We start from the raw sequence: 17635 nt of genomic DNA, 5'->3' as shown, positions 1-17635 counted from the left end.
GTCCCGCCAGGATCGGCGCAGCCGATTGCTGTGGGAGCGAAAAACGGCCGTAATTCACCCGCAGGTGAGGGGGCGATCCTGTGTCCGCTCCGATCTCGGCTCGGGCCGGGGCCGTGCGAGTGAACGAGGGAAACTGGCATGTCGGATGCGAACACGGCCCCGCGCGTGCTGATGGTGTTCCCGAAGTTCTACGAGAACTCGATGTGGAACTTCAAAGAGGCGATGGAGCTGCAGGGCGCCCGCGCGCCGGCGCCGCCCCTCGGCCTGATCACGCTCGCCGCGATGCTGCCGCCGGCCTGGCAGGTGACGCTCGTCAACCGCAACTGCGAGGACCTGACGGACGCGCAGATCCAGGCGGCCGACTTGGTGATGACAGGCGGCATGCTGCCCCAGGAGCCGGATTGCCTCGTCGTCATCGACCGCTGCGTCGCGCTGGGCACCCCGGTCTGCGTCGGCGGCCCGGCCCCCACCTCGACGCCGGAAGTCTACGACAAGGCCGACTTCCTGGTGCTGGGCGAGGCCGAGGGCATCCTCGACAAGTTCGTGGCCGCCTGGGAGGCCGGCGAGCGCCGCGGTCGGCTCACGGCCGAGAAGTTCAAGGCCGACGTCACCAAGAGCCCGATCCCGCGCTTCGACCTGCTGACCTTCAGCCACTACCTCTATATCGGCGTCCAGTTTTCGCGCGGCTGCCCGTTCACCTGCGAGTTCTGCGACATCATCGAACTCTACGGCCGCGCCCCGCGCACCAAGACCACGCCGCAGATGCTGGCCGAGCTCGACCGGCTCTACGGCCTCGGCTATCGCGGCCATGTCGACTTCGTCGACGACAACCTGATCGGCAACAAGAAGGCGATCAAGCTGTTCCTGCCCCACCTCATCAAGTGGCAGGAGGCGCACGGCTACCCGTTCAAGTTCTCTACCGAGGCCTCGCTGAACCTCGCGGACGACGACGAGCTGCTCGGCATGATGCGGGACGCGAATTTCTTCGCCCTGTTCACCGGGATCGAGACGCCCGACGAGGCGACGCTGATCCAGACGCAGAAGAAGCAGAACACCAAGCGCTCGATCGCCGACAGCGTGCACAAGCTCTACGAGCACGGCATGTTCGTCACGGCCGGCTTCATCGTCGGCTTCGATACTGAGAAGGACAGCATCAGCAAGGCGATGTCGCTCTGCATCAGCCAGACCGGCATCCCGATCGCCATGGTCGGCCTGCTGTTCGCGCTGCCGAACACGCAGCTCTCGCGCCGCCTGCGCAAGGAGGGCCGCCTCTACGAGAACTATGCGGCGACCACGGCCGATCAGGGCGACCAGTGCACGCAGGGGATCAACTTCGTGACCCTGCGCCCGCAGCGCGACGTGCTCGCCGATTACCGCGACGTCCTCCAGGAGATCTACGATCCGCCGAACTTCTTCGACCGGGTGCGGGTCGTTGCGCGCCAGGTGAAGCGGCCGAAATTCGCCGCGCAGAAGCTCAACTGGCGCCACGTCGCCCACGATCTCTACTCGCTTCTGCGCGTGTGCTGGCGGATGACCGTCCGGCGTCCGGAACTGGCCAAGCACTTCTGGAGCGTGTTCCTGGAGACCGCCCGCCGCAACCCGGCCGCCCTGGAGGCGGTGGTCACCAACATGGTGATCTACCTGCACGTCTACCCGTTCTCGCGCTACGTCATCCGCGAGATCAACGGCCGGATCGCCGATCTCGACGCCGGGCGCTGGGTGCGGCCGCCAGTCCTGGCGCCCGAGGTCGAAACCTGCAAGGCGCCGCCTGTCGGCAAGGTGGTGATCAAGGCGGAGGTCAAGCACCTCGCGGCGGTGGCGTAGGCGGCCGCTGGTTCGGGAAAGCCTACCCGCACCTCAAGATGAGGGTGGTGGCGGGGATCCGGGTGCCGCCGCGCTTTGCAGCGGCGCCCGCAAACCTTAGCTCATCCCCGCGAGGCCACGTCCTCCCCCCAGTCCACGGGGCCCAAGTCCGGGACGGCCCGGCCCTGTCAGGAGGGCCGCCTTGGCCTGGATCTATCTCGTCACCGCGGGCGTGCTGGAGGTCGTCTGGGCCTTCGCGATGAAGCAGTCGGACGGCTTCACCCGCCTCTGGCCGAGCGCCATCATGGCCGTGGCGATGGCCGGCAGCGTCGGCTTCCTGGCGCTGGCGATGCGCACGCTGCCGCTGGGAACCGCCTACACGATCTGGACCGGAATCGGCGCGGTCGGCGCCTTCCTGGTGGGCATCGCCGTGCTCGGGGAGCAGGCGAGTGTCAGCCGGATCCTCGCGGCCGGCCTGATCGGCTCCGGGCTCGTCCTGATGAAGCTGTCGAGCCCGGCCTGAGCGTCAGGCGGCGCGCACGGTGTGCAGGAAGGCGTCGATCTCCCGGCGCAGCTCGGCGGCCTCGTCCGAGAGGCTCGCCGCCGAGGCGAGCATCCGCGTGGCGGCCGAGCCCGTGTCGTCGGCCGCCCGCGCCACCGCGTCGATCGTCCCGGTGACCGCGCCGGTCCCGGTCGCGGCCTCGGCGACGCTCCGGGCGATCTCCCGGGTGGCCGCGCCCTGCTGCTCGACGGCGGCCGCGATCGAGGTCGCCACGCCGTCGATCTCGCGGATGCGGGCCGCGATGCCGTCGATCGCGTCCACGGTCTGCCCGGTCGCACCCTGGATGCGGCCGACCTGACCGGCAATCTCCTCGGTGGCCCGGGCGGTCTGCGCCGCGAGCTGCTTCACCTCGCTGGCGACCACCGCGAAGCCGCGGCCCGCCTCGCCGGCGCGGGCCGCCTCGATCGTGGCGTTGAGCGCCAGCAGGTTGGTCTGGCCCGCGATGTCGGTGATGAGGCGCACGACGTCGCCGATCCGGCCCGCGGCCGTGCTCAATTCCTGCACGAGGCCGGCGGTCTCGCCGGCCTGGACCACCGCGCTCCGGGCGAGGTCGGCCGACCCGTCCACCTGGCGGCCGATCTCCTGCACCGAGGCGCCGAGTTCCTCCGCGGCCGCCGCGACCGTGCCGACATGCTGGGCGGCCTCCTGCGCGGCGCCCGCCACCGTCGCCGAGCGCTCGGCCGTATGGGTGGCCGTGCTGGTCATCGCCTCGGCATCGGTGCGCAGCCCGAGGGCGGCGTTCGCCACCCGCCCCAGGACGCCGCCGACCGCGGCCTCGAAGGACTCGGCCATGGCGTGGACGGCCCGCCGGCGCTGCGCCTCGGCGCCGTCCCGGGCCAGGGCCGTCTCCCGCTCGAGCGCGCGGGTGTGGATCAGGTTGTCCTTGAAGACCTGCACGGCCGCCGCCATGGCGCCGATCTCGTCGCGCCGTCCCGTGTGGGGAACCGAGACGTCCTCGTCGCCCTCGGCGAGACGGCCCATCGCCCCGGTCATGCGCTCGATCGGGCGCGCGATCCCGAACAGGGCGAACAGCATCGCGGCCGCGGCGACCGCGAGGCCGACCACGGTGGCGATCATCGCGATCAGCTTGGCGCGCGTCGCCGCCTGGACGGTCTCGGCGACGTTGGCCTCGGTCTGTCCGCGGGCCGCGGCGATCGACTCGGTCAGGCTGGCCACCGCCGCATCGTTCTGTGCGCCCGTCGCGGGATCCAGCACGAGCGCGAGGGCGCCCGGCTGGTCGCCCGCGATCATCAGCTCGACCACCTGGAGCTGGACGTTCTGGTAGGCGTTCCAGGCGGTGGTGAAACGCTCGTAGATCGCGCGGGCCTGGGGACTCGTCAGACGGTCCTGATAGGCCTGGCGCAGGCCGGACAATTCGCCGAGGGTGTCGGTCAGCGCCGTCTGGTTCTTGTCCAGGGCCGCCACGTCCGGGGAGGCCACCGCGAGGCGGTAGAGCCGCAGGCGGGCGTCCCGCACGGCCGTTCCGATGGCCTCGGCCTGGTTCTGCAGCGGCAGGGCCTGCTGCGAGATCGCCTCGGCGTTCCGCTCGATCTCCGACAGGGTGACGACGCTGGCGATGCCCTGGCCGACGGCAGAGAGGGCGAGCAGGCCGATCGCGCCGGCGAGGACCGTCTTGAGGGAGAATCGCATGGGAGGTTCCGTCCTCGCGGCCGAGCCGCGCCTACAGGTCCCGACATGTTCCCGGAGAGGTCTTAATATTTTGTCGGTTCTATACCAGCATTTGTGGTCAGAGCCACTTCTTCCAACGGAAGAAGAAGTAGGGGAATACCGCGGCGACGACCATCATGATCAGTGCCATGGGGTATCCGAATGTGAGATCTAGTTCCGGTATGGACTTAAAGTTCATGCCATAGATCGATGCGATCAGGGTCGGCGGCATGAAGACGACCGCCATCACCGAGAACAACTTGATGATGTTGTTCTGCTCAAGGTTGACCAAACCGAGCGTCGCATCGAGCAGGAATTGAATTTTCGTGGACAGGAAGGTCGCGTGCTCCTCGAGGGATTGAAGATCCCGCAGGGTCGAACGCACATCTTCGCGCAGGTCGCGCGGGGCCTTGTTGGTCCGGTAGGTCGCCGACAGCGAAAGCAGGATCCGCTCCATGGAGACGAGGCTCTCCCGCTGCTTGGAGATGAGATCACCGTGCCGGCCGAGGGCGCGCAGCGTGTCCTGCAGGGCGGTGTTGCGGGCGGAGGGATCCTCCTGCACTTCGAAGATCTTGCCCGACAGGCGGTCGATACGCTCGCCCTGCAGCTGCAGCACGTCGGCGGCCCGATCGATCACCGCCTCGATCAGGCCGGCCAGGATCGTCTCGCCGGAGGTGGCCGACGCGCTGCCATTGCCCATCGAGCGCCCGGCGCGCTGGGTGTACATGCGGAAGGCCTGAGGCTCCTCGTGGCGCACGGTTACCAGCCGGTTGCCGCGGAGGATGAAGGTGATGCCGGCCAGCCCCGGATCCTCGGCGTCGCTGACCTTCGAGAGCACCCGCCCGGTCATGTAGCGGGCGCCGTCCTCCACGTAGAGCAGCTCCGAGGGCTCGATGTCCTTCATCTCCTCGCGGGTCGGCACCTCGATGCCCGCGAAGGCCTCGACCTTGAGTTCCTCCTCGCGGCTCGGACGGATCAGGTCGAGCCAGACCGTGTCCTCGGGGATCGTGTCCTGGAGATCGATCACGCGGCGTTCAAGCAGCGTGGCTCCGGCGCCGATGGCGGGCTGGTGGATGAAGATCACGAACAGGTCTCGGATGCGGATCGGTCACGGGACAGCGCAGGGCCGCAGCCCGCATCCGGCACCACGGCGGCCGATGCAAGCTGTGCCGCGGATGTGGCGCTGTTTTCTGACGCTTCCGTGACATCGCGATCCGCCGCCGCAGCGGCCGGCTCCGATCTGGGCTCAGTTGCAGCCGTCGCAGGTGCTGCGGCCGATCCTGTCGGTCGGGGCGCGCTCGCGCCGCTCCTCGCGGGTCGGCACTTCGAAGATGCGCCCGGACCCGAAGGGGCACGCCGGAAGCCGGCAACCCGGACTCGCCGCCCTGCAGGGCTTTGGCGCGTCGGCGGGTCCGGATCCCGGATTCCGCTGCGCGGCTCCGGGATGACGGGGCAAGCGGCTGCGAGGTGCCCACAAGGCTTGCGGCCTGCCCCAAGCCGGTGACGGAACGGCCCCGTGCCCCATTCCGGGCCGCTCGGGGCGGAGGCCCGCCGCCTCGTCCCTGCCGCCGGTGCCTGTCCGGTCGCGCGACCGGCCTCAAGCGGGTCGGGTGCCGCTCTAGCGGCGTCGGGCGGGTTCGCGCCGGAACACGCCGACCATCTCGACATGGCCCGAATGGCGGAACTGGTCGACCGGCGTGACGGTCTCCAGCCGGTACCCGCCCGCGACCAGCGTCGCCGCGTCCCGGGCGAAGGTGCCGGCATCGCAGGCGATGCCGATCACCAGGGGGACGCGCGCGGCGGCGAGCTGACGGGCCTGGGCCTCGGCACCGGCCCGCGGCGGGTCGAACACCACCGCGTCGAAGGCATCGAGTTCGGGGGGCAGCAGGGGGCGGCGGAACAGGTCGCGGCGCTCGCTGGTGATCCTGCGCAGGCCCGAGGCCGCGCGGGCGGAACGCTCGAGGCCCGCGAGGGCGGCGGCGTCGGACTCGACGGCATGGACCGCGGCCGTCCGGGCCATCGCCAGGGTCAGCGGCCCGCACCCCGCGAACAGGTCGGCGACGCGCCGGGTGCGGGGACCCAGCGCCGCCAGGGTGAGATCGCAGAGCGTCGCCTGTCCCGCCGCGGTCGCCTGCAGGAAGCCGCCGGGGGACGGGTAGAGGCGGGTCGCGCCGGCGGTGACCGAGACCGGCTCGGCCTCCATGAGCCGCTCGCCGTGCAGGGAGAGCCGGGCGAGGCCGAGTTCGCCGGCGATCCGCACCAGCGCGGCACCGACGCCGGCGCTCACCGGACCGTGGCCGCGCAGGTCGACGTCCAGGCCCTGGTCCGTGGCGGTGACGGCCACGTCGAGAGGCTTGCGTCCATGGCCCAGGGGTGCGGCGAGGCGGCGCGCCACCGCGGGGGCCGCGTGCAGCGCCGGCACGGTGATCGGGCAATGGTCGATCGGCACCAGCGCATGGCTGCGCGCCGCCATCAGCCCGGCCTCGGCGCGGCCTTCGATCTCCCGCACGTGCAAGGTGAGGCGGCGACGCCCGTCCCCGTGCGCGTCGATCGCCGGGCCGGGCACCACGTCGAGGCGGGCCTGGGACAGGGCCTGGGCGACGAGGCCCTGCTTCCAGGCGCGTTCCGCCGGCCGCGCGAGGTGCTGCGTGCGGCAGCCGCCGCAGCGCATATAGTACGGGCAGAACGGCTCGACCCGGTCGGGCGCGGCCTGCGTGATCGCGATGAGTTCGGCACGCCGCGCCTCGCGGCGGATCTCCGCCCGCTCCCCGGGGAGCGTGAAGGGGACCAGGAGCCCGTCCTCCGCGATCCCGTCGCCGCGGGCGCCGAGATCCCGGATCGTGACCGTCTCGCTTGCAGCTGTCTCGCTCACGGCAACCTCGCACCGATCAGGAATTCGGCATTGCCGTCGCCGCCCGGCACCGGCGAGTCGATGAGGCCCAGGATCGCGGCGCCGAGCCCCTCCAGGGTTCCGCGGACCGCCGCGCAGACCTCGGCGTGGACCGCCGGATCGCGCACGAGGCCGCCGCGGCCGACCCGGGCCCGGCCGGCCTCGAATTGCGGCTTGATCAGCGCGACGATCTCCGCCCCCGGCCGCAGCAGGCCCGGAAGGACCGGCAGCACGAGGCGCAGGCCGATGAAGCTCACATCCACGCTCGCCAGATCGGGGGGGGGGACCAGGGCGTCCGGCCCGAGGCTGCGGATGTCGGTGCCCTCGCGGTTGGTCACGCGCGGATCTCCGGCGAGCCGGGGATGGAGCTGCCCCCTGCCCACATCGAGCGCGTGGACATGGAAGGCGCCGCGGGCGAGCAGCACGTCGGTGAAGCCGCCCGTCGAGGCCCCGACGTCGAGGCCGACGCGGCCGGCTGGATCGAGGCCGAACGCGTCGAGGGCGGCGGCGAGCTTGAGGCCGCCGCGGGAGGCGTAGGGATGCTCGGGCTCCGCCTCGATCCGCGCCCCCGGGGCGATCGGGTCCGAGGGACGCGCGAGCGGCCGCCCGTCGACCCGCACGCGCCCGGCGCGGATGGCCGCCTGCGCCCGGGCCCGACTCTCGAAATGGCCGTGCGCCACGAGGAACAGGTCGGCGCGCCGCGGGGAGCGATCGTCCGCGGGCGGCGCGCGGTCCGGGATGGGCCGGTCTGGGGTCATCGGGGCTTCGTACGGTCCAGGCAGATCTGCCGCGGAGGTTTCGGGCCGCCGCCCTGTCGAAGGCCGGCGCGCTCCCTAACTAGACCGGGCCGTACAGGAGAGCCACCGCATGACCCGCACCCTGCCGCTGCTCGCATTGCTCGGGACCGTCGCCGCCGGCGGCGCCCTGGCACAGGAGCCTCCGAAGGAGGCCGCCAAACCGGCAGAGACCTATACGGCGCCGATCAAGAACGCCAAGGGCGACGCGATCGGCACGCTGGCGATCCGCGACGGGGCGAACACCCTGGTCCTGCGCGTGACGATCCAGCCCGGCGGGCTGCCGCCCGGCTGGCACGGGATGCATTTCCACGCCGTCGGCGACTGCTCGGATCCGAAGTTCATGAACTCGAAGGCGCATGTGAACCACGACCAGAGCAAGCATGGCCTGCTCAACGCCGAGGGCCCCGACGAGGGCGACCTGCCGAACCTCTACGCGGCGCAGGACGGCTCGGCCAATGCCGAGGTCTCGAACGAGACGCCGCTGAACGGCGAGGGCGGCCTGAAGGACGGCGACGGCGCCGCGCTGATCATCCACGCCAACGAGGACGACCACACCAGCCAGCCGATCGGCGGCGCCGGCGACCGCGTCGCCTGCGGGGTGATCAAGTAGTCGCGGAGGGCGAGGGCACCGCCGGCGGGATCGGCCGCGGGCGGCCGGCCTCGTCGATGGCCACGAAGGTGAAGGTCGCCTGCGTGACCCGCTCGCGGACCTGGGTGCAGAAGCGCCGCGCCCAGGCCTCGACCTCGATCTTCATCGAGGTCCGGCCGACATGCGACACCCGGGTGTAGACGCACAGCACGTCGCCGACCCGGACCGGCCGAATGAAGGTCATGGATTCGAGCGCCACGGTGACGACCCGGCCCTGCGCCCGGTCGACCCCCGCGATGCCGCCGGCCTGATCCATCTGGGAGAGCACCCAGCCGCCGAAGATGTCGCCGTTGGCGTTGGTGTCGGCCGGCATGGCGATGGTGCGCACCGTGAGGTCGCCCTTGGGCAGATCGACCTCCGCGGGCGGCGGCACGCTTTCGGCCGGTGAGAGTGCGACGTGCTGCATGCCGTCCATCCGCCCCCCGCGCGCCGTCAGGACAACAGGCCGGCGAGCTTGAGACCCGCCGCCAGGAAGACGGCGACCGCGCTCAGGATGCATTCGAGCGGGATGGATTGCCAGAGGTCCGGCGTCGCCGCTGCGGGCTCGGCACGTTGCGCAATATCGTTCATCGAGCCTCCTCCCGGGCGGGCCGATCTGCCGCCGGCGGTCCCGTTACCGGCACGATAAAGCAAGGGCCGCGGTCGCGCACCCCGAATCGGGGCGCGAAAAAGCCCGGCGGCTCGATGGAGCCGCCGGGCCGGTCAAGTCTGAGAACCGCTCAGTAGTAGAACCGACGGCGCCAGTAGGGACGACGGTAATAGGGCCGCGGGCCGTAATAGAACCGGCGGCCGTAATACGGGCGGCGCCAGTAGGGCCGTGGGCCGTAGAAGCGGCGGCGGTAATAGTACTGGGCCTTCTCGGTCATTGCCGGCGCGGCATCGGCCGGCAGGGCCAGGCCCGGGCCGACCGGCGCGGCGGACGCACCCTCCGGCGCCGCAGCCGCGAAGCCCAGTACCAGCAGGGCCGCGAGCAGGAATTTCCTCAGCACGGTCTCGACTCCCTTCGTGTCATTACGTCCTGGTCGACGAACCGCACGGGACGCGAGGACATCCGCCCGGTCCGAAACGCTGCAACGCGTGAGCGAGCGGAAGCGTTGCAGCATAACCGCTGCGACGTTTCGGATAGGGTTGACCAGGGGTTGAGACCCGACGGATCAGGCGATCTTGGTGGTCATGTCCTCGATGCGGGCCTCGGCGCTCTGGCGCACCAGGCCGATGCCGTGCTCGCAATCCTCGCGGCGGACATAGCCTTCGCCCGATTCGGCGATCACCTCGCCGTTGCGGGCCCGCAGGCGCCAGCGCCATTCGCCCGTTGCGTCCCGGTAGATTTCGAACCGCATGATGCAGGCCCCCATTCATCCACCGGATGAGATGGGTGGCCGGCTGCGCAAAAAAAGGATGCATCCCCGGCGGGTCTGCGATCGGGCCGCGCAGCGACCGATCGCAGACCCGACCGGTGGCGCGCCACGGCTTCAGGTCCGACGCGCTTCATTGTTTTCGATGATGCGAATGCCGTTGTTTGCTCGACATTATCGTACCAACGCAGTATTCGGCTGCGTCGCGGGCGCGGGGGGCGAATCGCGCGGCCAGGCTCGGAATTCCGAGGCGTGAACGGATCGCGATGAGCGAGAACAGGGCACGGTCCAGCGCGTCGGAATGGGCGGTTCCGGAACGGCGGCTATCCGCGATCTTCGCCGCCGACATTGCCGGCTATTCGAAGGCGATGCATGCCGACGAGAGCGGCGCCATGCGGGCGCTGCAGGCCACCCGGCGGATCGTCGACCGCCTGATCGCGGCCCGGCACGGGCGGATCGCCAACACCGCCGGGGACAGCGTGCTGGCCGAGTTCGCCTCGGTGATGGACGCCGTGTGCTGCGCGGTGGCGATCCAGCGGGCGCTCGCCGAGGCCGAGGGGGAGGCCGCGCAGTTCCGTCTCCGGATCGGGATCCATATCGGCGACGTCATGGTGCATGACGGCGATCTGTTCGGCGACGGCGTGAACATCGCCGCACGCCTGCAGACCGCGTCCGAGCCCGGCGCCCTGAGGCTTTCGGAGGCCGCCTACCTGCAGGTGCGCGGCCTTGCCGAGATCCCCTTCATCGATCTCGGCCCCCAGCGGCTGAAGAACATCACCCGGCCGGTGCGCGTGTACGCCGTGCCGCCGCCGGACGAACGGCCGTCGAGGTCCCTCCGGGCAGGCCGCGTCCGCGCCGCCTTGCGGCCGACGCTCGGCGCTCTCGCGATTCTCGCAGCCGCTGGGCTGGCCCTGGTCTGGTCCCACTTGGTCGGATCGGAGCGGTCGGACGGGCCGGCCGAGCCCGCGCGCCCGCGGCTATCGCTGGTGGTCCTGCCCCTCGCGAACCAGAGTGGCGAGGCGGACCAGGATTATCTCGCCGAGCAGCTCGCCGAGGACCTCTCGGCCGATCTCGCCCGCGCACCGGGCACCTTCGTCATCGCCCACGGCACGGCCCAAGCGTATAGGGGCCGGCCGGTCGAGCCGCGTGCCGTCGGCCGCGAACTCGGCGTGCGCTACGTCGTGCAGGGAAGCCTGCGGCAGAGCGGCGAGCAGGTGCGTTTCGCCGTGCAGCTCACCGACGTCGAGACCGGGGCCGCCCTCTGGGCGGATCGCTATGACGGACCGCGGGCTGCGGTCGGCGCCGCCCAGGACGTCCTCGTTGCTCAGGTCGGCCGCGCCCTCGGCGTGCGTCTGCTGGAGGCCGCCACGCAGGCCCGGTCGGGTCAGCCGGCGGACGCGGTGGACCTGATCATGCGTGGACAGGCGCTGCTCAACCGGCCCTTCGCCCGTGACAACCACGCCCAGGCCCGCCCGCTGTTCGAGCGCGCGCTCAGTCTCGATCCGGCGAATGTCGACGCGCGCCTGGGCCTGGCCGAGGTGCTTGTCGATGGCGTGCTGAACGGCTGGACGACGGAGCGGACCGCAGATCTCGATACGGCCGAGCAGGCGATCGCCTCGGTCCTGCAGGGCGATCCGACCCATCCCTTCGCGCATTATTTGCGCGGGGAGACCCTGCGCGCCCGCTCGCGCTACGCGGAGGCCCTCGCCGCGTTCGACCGGGTACTCGTCCTGAATCCGAGCTTCGCGCGCGCCTACGCCTATCGTGGCCTCATCCAGATCTTCCTTGGCCGGGCCGAGGAGACGGAACGCGACATCGCCGCCGCCATCCGCCTCAGTCCGAAGGATCCCCTGCTCGGCGCGTGGCTCGCCCGGGACGGCTTGGCCAAGCTCCATCTCGGTCAGGATCAGGAGGCGATCGAGCCGCTCCGTCGCGCGGCTGCGGTGAACCCGCTCTTCGACTTCCCACACCTCTATCTCGCCTGCGCCTTCGCGCGGCTCGGCCGAGAGGCGGAGGCGCGGGCCTCCCTCGCCGAATTTCTCAGGCTACGGCCCGGCTACACGCTCGCCCGGTACCGGAGCCTGACTTCCACCGATCCGACCTTCCTCGCCCAGCGTGCGCGCATCTATGACGGACTGCGTCGCGCCGGCCTGCCGGAGAGCTGAGCCCGGGCGACGATTCTGAGCGGACCGACCGCCGCGCATGGGATCAGAAGTTTTGTTCTTTCGCATATAGGCTGGACCGGCGCCGCGCTGAGAAACCCGCACAATAACGGGACGCTCGCGGCCGGTCAGGGAGGAAGCCACCAACGAGATTGACCGGCCCGAGGCCTTCTCGGAGGTCTTCTTCGGAGGCTGCCCGCACGATTGCCCCGACACCTGCTCGATGCTGTTCGACGTCAAGGACGGCCAGCTCCAGGGAGTGCGCGGCAATCCGGACCACCCGATGACCCGTGGCGGCCTCTGCGTGAAGCTGAAGGACTACGAGAAGCGCCACTACCACCCGGACCGGCTCCTCTACCCGATGAAGCGCGTCGGCCCGAAGGGCTCCAAGCAGTTCGAGCGGATCACCTGGGACGAGGCGCTCGACACGATCGTCACCCGCTGGAAGGCGATCATCGACCAGTACGGGCCGCATCTGGTCGGCGGCCTCCACCGACATGGGCCACGCCCCCTCGTTCTCCGACACCCTCGTCGAGGTCTCGCGGGCGAACTGAACGGTTGGCTCGCGGAGATCCGCTCTTCATCACCGACGCAGCGCAGTGACCCGAGGAAGCGCCATATCCGCGGATGTGGCGCCAGCCGGATCGCCTCCTTGCGTTCGCAAGAACGGTCGAGCCATCATCCGGCGACTGTGTCGGCGCTCCGCGGCTGGTGGGACCGCGCCGCCGGCCGCATGTCCCCTCCGGCCGCCGGCAGGCCCCAGCCCTTCACCAGGGCGTAGACCGCCGGGATGACGATCAGGGTCAGGAGGGTCGAGGAGACCATCCCGCCGATCATCGGAACCGCGATGCGCTGCATGACCTCCGAGCCGGCGCCCTGGCTCCAGAGGATCGGCAGCAGCCCCGCCATGATGGCCACGACCGTCATCATCTTGGGCCGCACCCGCTCGACCGCGCCGACCATGATGGCCGCCCGCAGGTCCGCGCGGGTCAGGGGCCGGCCGGCACGGTCGCAGGCGGCCCGCGCCGCGTCGAGGGCGTGGTCGAGATAGACCAGCATGATCACCCCGGTCTCCGCCGCGACGCCGGCCAGCGCGATGAAGCCCACCGCCACCGCCACCGACAGGTTGAAGCCCATCCACCAGAGCAGCCAGACCCCGCCGACCAGCGCGAACGGCAGGGACAGCATGACGATGAGCGTCTCGGTGAGCCGCCGGAAATTCAGGTAGAGAAGCAGGAACACGAGGAGCAGCGTCAGCGGGACGACGATCGCGAGGCGCGCCTCGGCCCGGGCCAGGGATTCGTACTGCCCGCTCCACTGGAGGGTGGTGCCGGCCGGCAGCGTTACCGCGTCGGCCACCGCCTGCCGCGCCGCCGCGACGTAGCCGCCGAGGTCCCGGCCGGCGATGTCGACGTAGATGTAGACCGCGAGCTGGCCGTTCTCGGTGCGGATCGCCGTCGGCCCGCGGTTCAGCGCCACGGCCGCGACCTCGCGCAGGGGCACGGTCCCGCCCGCCGGCAGCGGCACCTGCACCGTGTCGGCGATGGCGGCCGGGTCCGAGCGGAAGGCCCGTGGGTAGCGGACGTTGACCGTGTAGCGCTCGCGGCCCTCGACGGTCTCGGTGACGCTCTGGCCGCCCAGTGCGGTGGCGATCACGTCCTGGACGTCCCCGACCCGGAGGCCGTAGCGCCCGAGCGCCTCCCGGTCCGGGGTGATGTCGAGGAAGTAGCCGCCGATCACCCGCTCGGCGTAGGCGCTCGACGTGCCCGCCACGGTCCGGAGCGCGGCCTCGACCTGCCGGGCCAGCCCCTCCATCGCCGTGAGGTCGGTGCCCAGCACCTTCACGCCAACCGGCGTGCGGATGCCGGTCGCCAGCATGTCGATGCGGGCGCGGATCGGCTGCGTCCAGGCATTCGACACGCCGGGAAATTGCAGCGCCGCGTCCATCTCGGCCTTGAGACCCGCGAGCGTGACGCCCGGCCGCCACTCCGCCTTCGGCTTCAGGGCGATCACGGTCTCGAACATCTCCATCGGCGCCGGGTCGGTCGCCGTGGCCGCCCGGCCGGCCTTGCCGTAGACGGAGGCCACCTCCGGGAAGCTCTTGATGATCCGGTCCTGGGTGGCGAGCAGCTCGCCGGCCTTGGTCACCGAGATCCCCGGCAGGGTCGTCGGCATGTAGAGCAGGGTGCCCTCGTCGAGGTCCGGCATGAATTCCGAGCCGAGCTGCCGGGCCGGCCACGCCGTCGCCGCCAGGAGGCCGGCGGCGAGCAGGATCGTCGGCACCCGGGCCCGCAGCACGGCGGCGATCACCGGCCGGTAGGCGGCGACGAGGAGCCGGTTCAGCGGGTTGCGGTGCTCGGGGACGATCCGTCCGCGCACGCACAGCACCATCAGGGCCGGCACCAGCGTCACCGACAGCAGGGCGGCGGCCGCCATCGCGAAGGTCTTGGTGTAGGCGAGCGGCCCGAACAGGCGGCCCTCCTGGCTCTCCAGGGTGAAGATCGGCAGGAAGCTGACCGTGATCACCAGGAGCGAGAAGAACAGGGACGGCCCAACCTCGGCGGCCGCCGCGACCAGGATCGCGACCCGGTCGCTGCCGGGGGGCGCCCGCTCCAGGTGCTTGTGGGCGTTCTCGATCATCACGATCGCGGCGTCGATCATGGCGCCGACCGCGATGGCGATACCGCCGAGACTCATGATGTTGGCGCCGAGCCCCAGGGCCTTCATGCCCGCCAGCGCCATCAGGATCCCCACCGGCAGCATCAGGATGGCGACGAGGGCGCTGCGCACGTGCAGCAGGAACACCACGCAGACCAGGGAGACGACGAGGCTCTCCTCGACCAGGGTGTGCCGGAGCGTGTCGATCGCGGCCTCGATCAGCCGGGAGCGGTCGTAGACCGGCAGGATCTCGGTGCCGGCCGGCAGGCTCCGGGCGATCGCGGCGAGCTTCGCCTTCGCGCTCTCGATGACCGACAGGGCGTTGGCGCCGTAGCGCTGGATCACGATGCCGCCGGCGACCTCGCCGTCGCCGTTCATCTCGGTGATGCCCCGCCGCTCGTCGGGCCCGAGCTCGACGCGGGCCACGTCCCGCACCCGCAGCGGCGTGCCGCCCGTACTCTTCAGGACGATGTTCCCGATGTCGGCGACGCCGCGCAGGTAGCCGCGGCCCCGCACCATGAACTCGAACTCGGAGAGCTCGACCGTGCGGCCGCCGACATCGGCGTTGCTCGCCCGGACCGCGTCCCGGAGCGCCGCGAGGGTGATGCCCTGGGCGCGCAGCCGGTTCGGGTCGACGACGACGTTGTACTGCTTCACGAAGCCGCCGACGCCCGCGACCTCCGCCACGCCCTCGGCGCGCGAGGCCGCGAAGCGGATCACCCAGTCCTGCAGCGCGCGGAGTTCCGCCAGCGTCCGCTCCCGCGCGACCACGACGTACTGGTAGACCCAGCCGACGCCGGTCGCGTCCGGCCCCAGCGTCGGCGTCACGCCGGGCGGCAGGCGGCGCGCCGCGCCGTTGAGGTACTCCAGCACCCGCGAGCGGCCCCAGTACGGGTCGGTGCCGTCCTCGAAGATCACGTAGACGAAGGAGACGCCGAAGAACGAGAAGCCCCGCACCACCTTGGCCCGCGGCACCGTCAGCATGGCGGTGGTGAGCGGGTAGGTGACCTGGTCCTCGACCACCTGCGGCGCTTGGCCGGGATACTCGGTGTAGACGATGGCCTGCACGTCCGAGAGGTCGGGGATGGCGTCCAGCGGCAGCGTCCGAAGCGCCTGGAGGCCGGCGCCGACCGCCAGCGCGGTCCCGACCAGCACCAGGACCAGGTTGCGGGCCGACCAGGCGATGAGGCGGGCGATCACGGCGCGCCTCCCGCACGGGCCGCCTGCCGGTCGTCCCGCGGCGAGGCGAGGCCCTGGAGCGCGGCCTTCAGGTTGCTCTCGGCGTCGATCAGGAAGTTCGCCGCCGTGACCACCCGGTCGCCGGCCGCGATTCCGGCGCGGATCTCGGTGAAGCCCTCGCCCCGCGCGCCGAGCGTCACGGCCCGCGGCTCGAAGCGGCCCTCGCCGCGCTCGAGCAGCACGACCTGGCGCGTGCCCGTGTCGAGGACGGCGTCGTCCGGGACCGCCACCACCGGCTCGGCGCTCCCCGTGTCGATCGCGACGTCGGCGTACATGTCGGGCAGGAGCGTGCCGTCCGGGTTCGGCAGCTCGATCCGCACCCGGGCGGCACGAGTCTCGGGATTCACCTGCGGGTAGATCACCGCCACCCTGCCGGTGACCGTCCGGCCCGGCGCCGAGCGCGGGCGCACGGTCGCAACCTGGCCGACGCGGATCCCCGCGAGGTCGCGCTCGGGCACGTCGGCCAGCACCCACAGCACCGCGATGTCGGCGATCCGGAACAGGGTGTCGCCGGCCGCGGCCTTCATGCCCTCCACGGCGTTCCGCTGCAGGACGATGCCGTCCCGGGGCGACGACCACGTGATGGCCATGGGCACCGTGCGGGTGCGCTCCATCGCGTCGATGACGGATTCGGAGATGTTGAGGTTCTGCAGGCGCCGCCGCGCCCCGTCGAAGCCGGGATTGGCGATGAGCTGGGCCGCGGCCGCGTTGATCTCCGGCGCGTAGATGTGGACCAGGGGCTGGCCGCGGCGGACCCGGTCCCCGGTCGTGACGTTCTCGACGCGGTCGACGTAGGCGTCCGAGCGGGTGGCCACGACGGTGACGCGGCGCTCGTCGAGGGCCAGGGTGCCGGGCACGCGCACCGGCTGCGCCACCACGCGCCGCTCTGCGGTCGCGATCCGCACGCCGGTGCGCTGGATCCGGCCGACCGGGACCGTCACGACCGGGCCGCCCCCATCCACGTCGGCGTAGACGGGGACGTAGTCCATCCCCATCGAGTCCTTCTTCGGCACCGGCGACGTGTCCGGCAGGCCCATCGGGTTGCGATAGTAGAGGATCGCGCGCGCGCCGGAATCGGGCCGGTGGCCGGCGGCTTCCGCGCCGGCCGCGTCGGGACCGGCAGCGTCGTCCAGTAGACCGAAGCGGACGTCCTCGCTGGCGCGCACCGCCCGGAACGCGCGCCCGTCCGCGGTCATCATCGGGGCGAGCGCGTAGACCGGCTTCCCGTCCGGGTCTTGATAATAGACCACGGAACCGGTCGCCGCCGCCGGGATGGGCGGCGCCGCTCCGTTCGGCCACCAGGCGGCGAACCGCGTCCGGGCTGCCGCAACCAGCGCCGGCACGGGGTCGCCCCGGTGCCCCGCGCCATAGCCGATCCCCCCCGCCGCGAGTGCGGCGAGGGCCCCGGCGAACCAGGCGGTGCGGCTCATTTGGCGGCCTGGACGATCAGCTGGTCGTCGACCGTGCCGGTCTCACCCTGCACCTTTGCGGCGAGCGACAGGCGCCAGCGGCCCTGCATCGAGAGTCTGGCCTTGAACCGGTAGATGCCGGGCTCGGTGGACGGCAGCTGCTCGACCTTGGTGGCCATCTCCTCCATGGCGTCTGGCGCCATGTCGAGGCGCTTGGCGAAGATCACGGCGTCGGGCACCGGCTTGCCGCTGCGCCGGTCGACGAGTCGGACAGCGAGGACCGTCTCGCCGACCTTGGTCTCCGGCTGCACGAGTTCGAAGCGGTAATCCTTGACTTCGGCGTGCGCCGGCTGGGCTGGAGCCGACAGGACGGCAGCGAGCAGCGCGGCCGCGGCGGCACGCGCGAGGGGGAGCTTGATCACGGGTGTTGTCTCCTGAACGCG

General features: G+C 71.4%; 15 protein-coding genes and 1 pseudogene. 5 read left to right on the top strand and 11 right to left on the bottom strand.

The annotated features are described in order from the left end of the window. The first annotated feature begins 138 nt into the window (after positions 1-138). Positions 139-1824, top strand: a complete 1686-nt coding sequence (locus CIW48_RS20405; protein WP_149312405.1) for a B12-binding domain-containing radical SAM protein — start codon at positions 139-141, stop codon at positions 1822-1824. A 181-nt stretch (positions 1825-2005) separates the two neighbouring features. Beyond that, positions 2006-2326: a multidrug efflux SMR transporter gene (locus CIW48_RS20400; RefSeq protein WP_149312404.1), complete on the top strand. Its 321-nt coding sequence runs from the start codon at positions 2006-2008 to the stop codon at positions 2324-2326. 3 nt (positions 2327-2329) lie between these two features. Here the strand turns inward: CIW48_RS20400 and CIW48_RS20395 are convergent, their stop codons facing one another. The 4 genes from CIW48_RS20395 to CIW48_RS20375 all read right to left on the bottom strand — a co-directional run bounded on the left by CIW48_RS20395 (position 2330) and on the right by CIW48_RS20375 (position 7681). Beyond that, positions 2330-4015, bottom strand: coding sequence for a methyl-accepting chemotaxis protein (locus CIW48_RS20395; RefSeq protein ID WP_149312403.1), 1686 nt, complete (start codon positions 4013-4015; stop codon positions 2330-2332). A 97-nt stretch (positions 4016-4112) separates the two neighbouring features. Continuing rightward, positions 4113-5117: a magnesium transporter CorA family protein gene (locus CIW48_RS20390; protein WP_149312402.1), complete on the bottom strand. Its 1005-nt coding sequence runs from the start codon at positions 5115-5117 to the stop codon at positions 4113-4115. A 534-nt stretch (positions 5118-5651) separates the two neighbouring features. After that, positions 5652-6905: a class I SAM-dependent RNA methyltransferase gene (locus tag CIW48_RS20380; protein ID WP_149312400.1), complete on the bottom strand. Its 1254-nt coding sequence runs from the start codon at positions 6903-6905 to the stop codon at positions 5652-5654. Next, on the bottom strand, positions 6902-7681 hold the full coding sequence (locus tag CIW48_RS20375; protein ID WP_091786873.1) for a TlyA family RNA methyltransferase: 780 nt from the start codon (positions 7679-7681) through the stop codon (positions 6902-6904). The genes CIW48_RS20380 and CIW48_RS20375 overlap by 4 nt, the downstream gene beginning before the upstream one ends. Positions 7682-7790: 109 nt before the next feature. Between CIW48_RS20375 and CIW48_RS20370 the strand changes: the two genes are divergently transcribed. Next, positions 7791-8330: a superoxide dismutase family protein gene (locus CIW48_RS20370; protein ID WP_149312399.1), complete on the top strand. Its 540-nt coding sequence runs from the start codon at positions 7791-7793 to the stop codon at positions 8328-8330. On the opposite strand, the gene CIW48_RS20365 is transcribed toward CIW48_RS20370, so the two are convergent. The 4 genes from CIW48_RS20365 to CIW48_RS20355 all read right to left on the bottom strand — a co-directional run bounded on the left by CIW48_RS20365 (position 8323) and on the right by CIW48_RS20355 (position 9709). Then, on the bottom strand, positions 8323-8775 hold the full coding sequence (locus CIW48_RS20365) for an acyl-CoA thioesterase (protein WP_173009330.1): 453 nt from the start codon (positions 8773-8775) through the stop codon (positions 8323-8325). The two genes, CIW48_RS20370 and CIW48_RS20365, sit on opposite strands and share 8 nt — an antisense overlap. Positions 8776-8801: 26 nt before the next feature. Then, positions 8802-8939 carry a hypothetical protein gene (locus CIW48_RS33380; protein WP_173009329.1) on the bottom strand — a complete coding sequence of 46 codons (138 nt, stop codon included), beginning with the start codon at positions 8937-8939 and terminating at the stop codon, positions 8802-8804. Positions 8940-9088: 149 nt separating this feature from the next. Beyond that, a complete protein-coding gene (locus tag CIW48_RS20360) occupies positions 9089-9358 on the bottom strand; it encodes a hypothetical protein (RefSeq protein WP_091786892.1) in 270 nt (89 codons plus the stop codon). Between the two features lie 165 nt (positions 9359-9523). After that, positions 9524-9709 (bottom strand): DUF1508 domain-containing protein, encoded by a 186-nt coding sequence (locus CIW48_RS20355; RefSeq protein WP_149312398.1) that lies wholly within the window; start codon positions 9707-9709, stop codon positions 9524-9526. Between the two features lie 281 nt (positions 9710-9990). On the opposite strand from CIW48_RS20355, the gene CIW48_RS20350 reads away from it, so the two are divergent. Together CIW48_RS20350 and CIW48_RS34730 are read left to right on the top strand one after the other, a co-directional pair. Continuing rightward, positions 9991-11889: a tetratricopeptide repeat protein gene (locus CIW48_RS20350; protein ID WP_149312397.1), complete on the top strand. Its 1899-nt coding sequence runs from the start codon at positions 9991-9993 to the stop codon at positions 11887-11889. 148 nt (positions 11890-12037) lie between these two features. After that, positions 12038-12358: pseudogene (locus CIW48_RS34730) on the top strand (molybdopterin-dependent oxidoreductase); the annotation flags it as partial. A 206-nt stretch (positions 12359-12564) separates the two neighbouring features. Here CIW48_RS34730 and CIW48_RS20340 read toward each other — a convergent pair. Genes CIW48_RS20340 through CIW48_RS20330 form a run of 3 tightly spaced genes read right to left on the bottom strand, consistent with a single transcriptional unit; the run spans position 12565 to position 17614 of the window. Beyond that, positions 12565-15744, bottom strand: a complete 3180-nt coding sequence (locus tag CIW48_RS20340) for a CusA/CzcA family heavy metal efflux RND transporter (RefSeq protein WP_149312396.1) — start codon at positions 15742-15744, stop codon at positions 12565-12567. Next, positions 15741-17213, bottom strand: coding sequence for an efflux RND transporter periplasmic adaptor subunit (locus tag CIW48_RS20335; RefSeq protein WP_149312395.1), 1473 nt, complete (start codon positions 17211-17213; stop codon positions 15741-15743). The genes CIW48_RS20340 and CIW48_RS20335 overlap by 4 nt, the downstream gene beginning before the upstream one ends. Then, positions 17210-17614 (bottom strand): FixH family protein, encoded by a 405-nt coding sequence (locus CIW48_RS20330; RefSeq protein ID WP_149312394.1) that lies wholly within the window; start codon positions 17612-17614, stop codon positions 17210-17212. The genes CIW48_RS20335 and CIW48_RS20330 overlap by 4 nt, the downstream gene beginning before the upstream one ends. Between the last annotated feature and the right edge of the window lie 21 nt (positions 17615-17635).

This window comes from Methylobacterium sp. P1-11 (assembly GCF_008329595.1).
GTDB lineage: Bacteria > Pseudomonadota > Alphaproteobacteria > Rhizobiales > Beijerinckiaceae > Methylobacterium.
The sequence above is the reverse complement of the archived record's forward strand: the minus strand, read 5'-3'. Positions and strand labels throughout refer to the sequence as shown.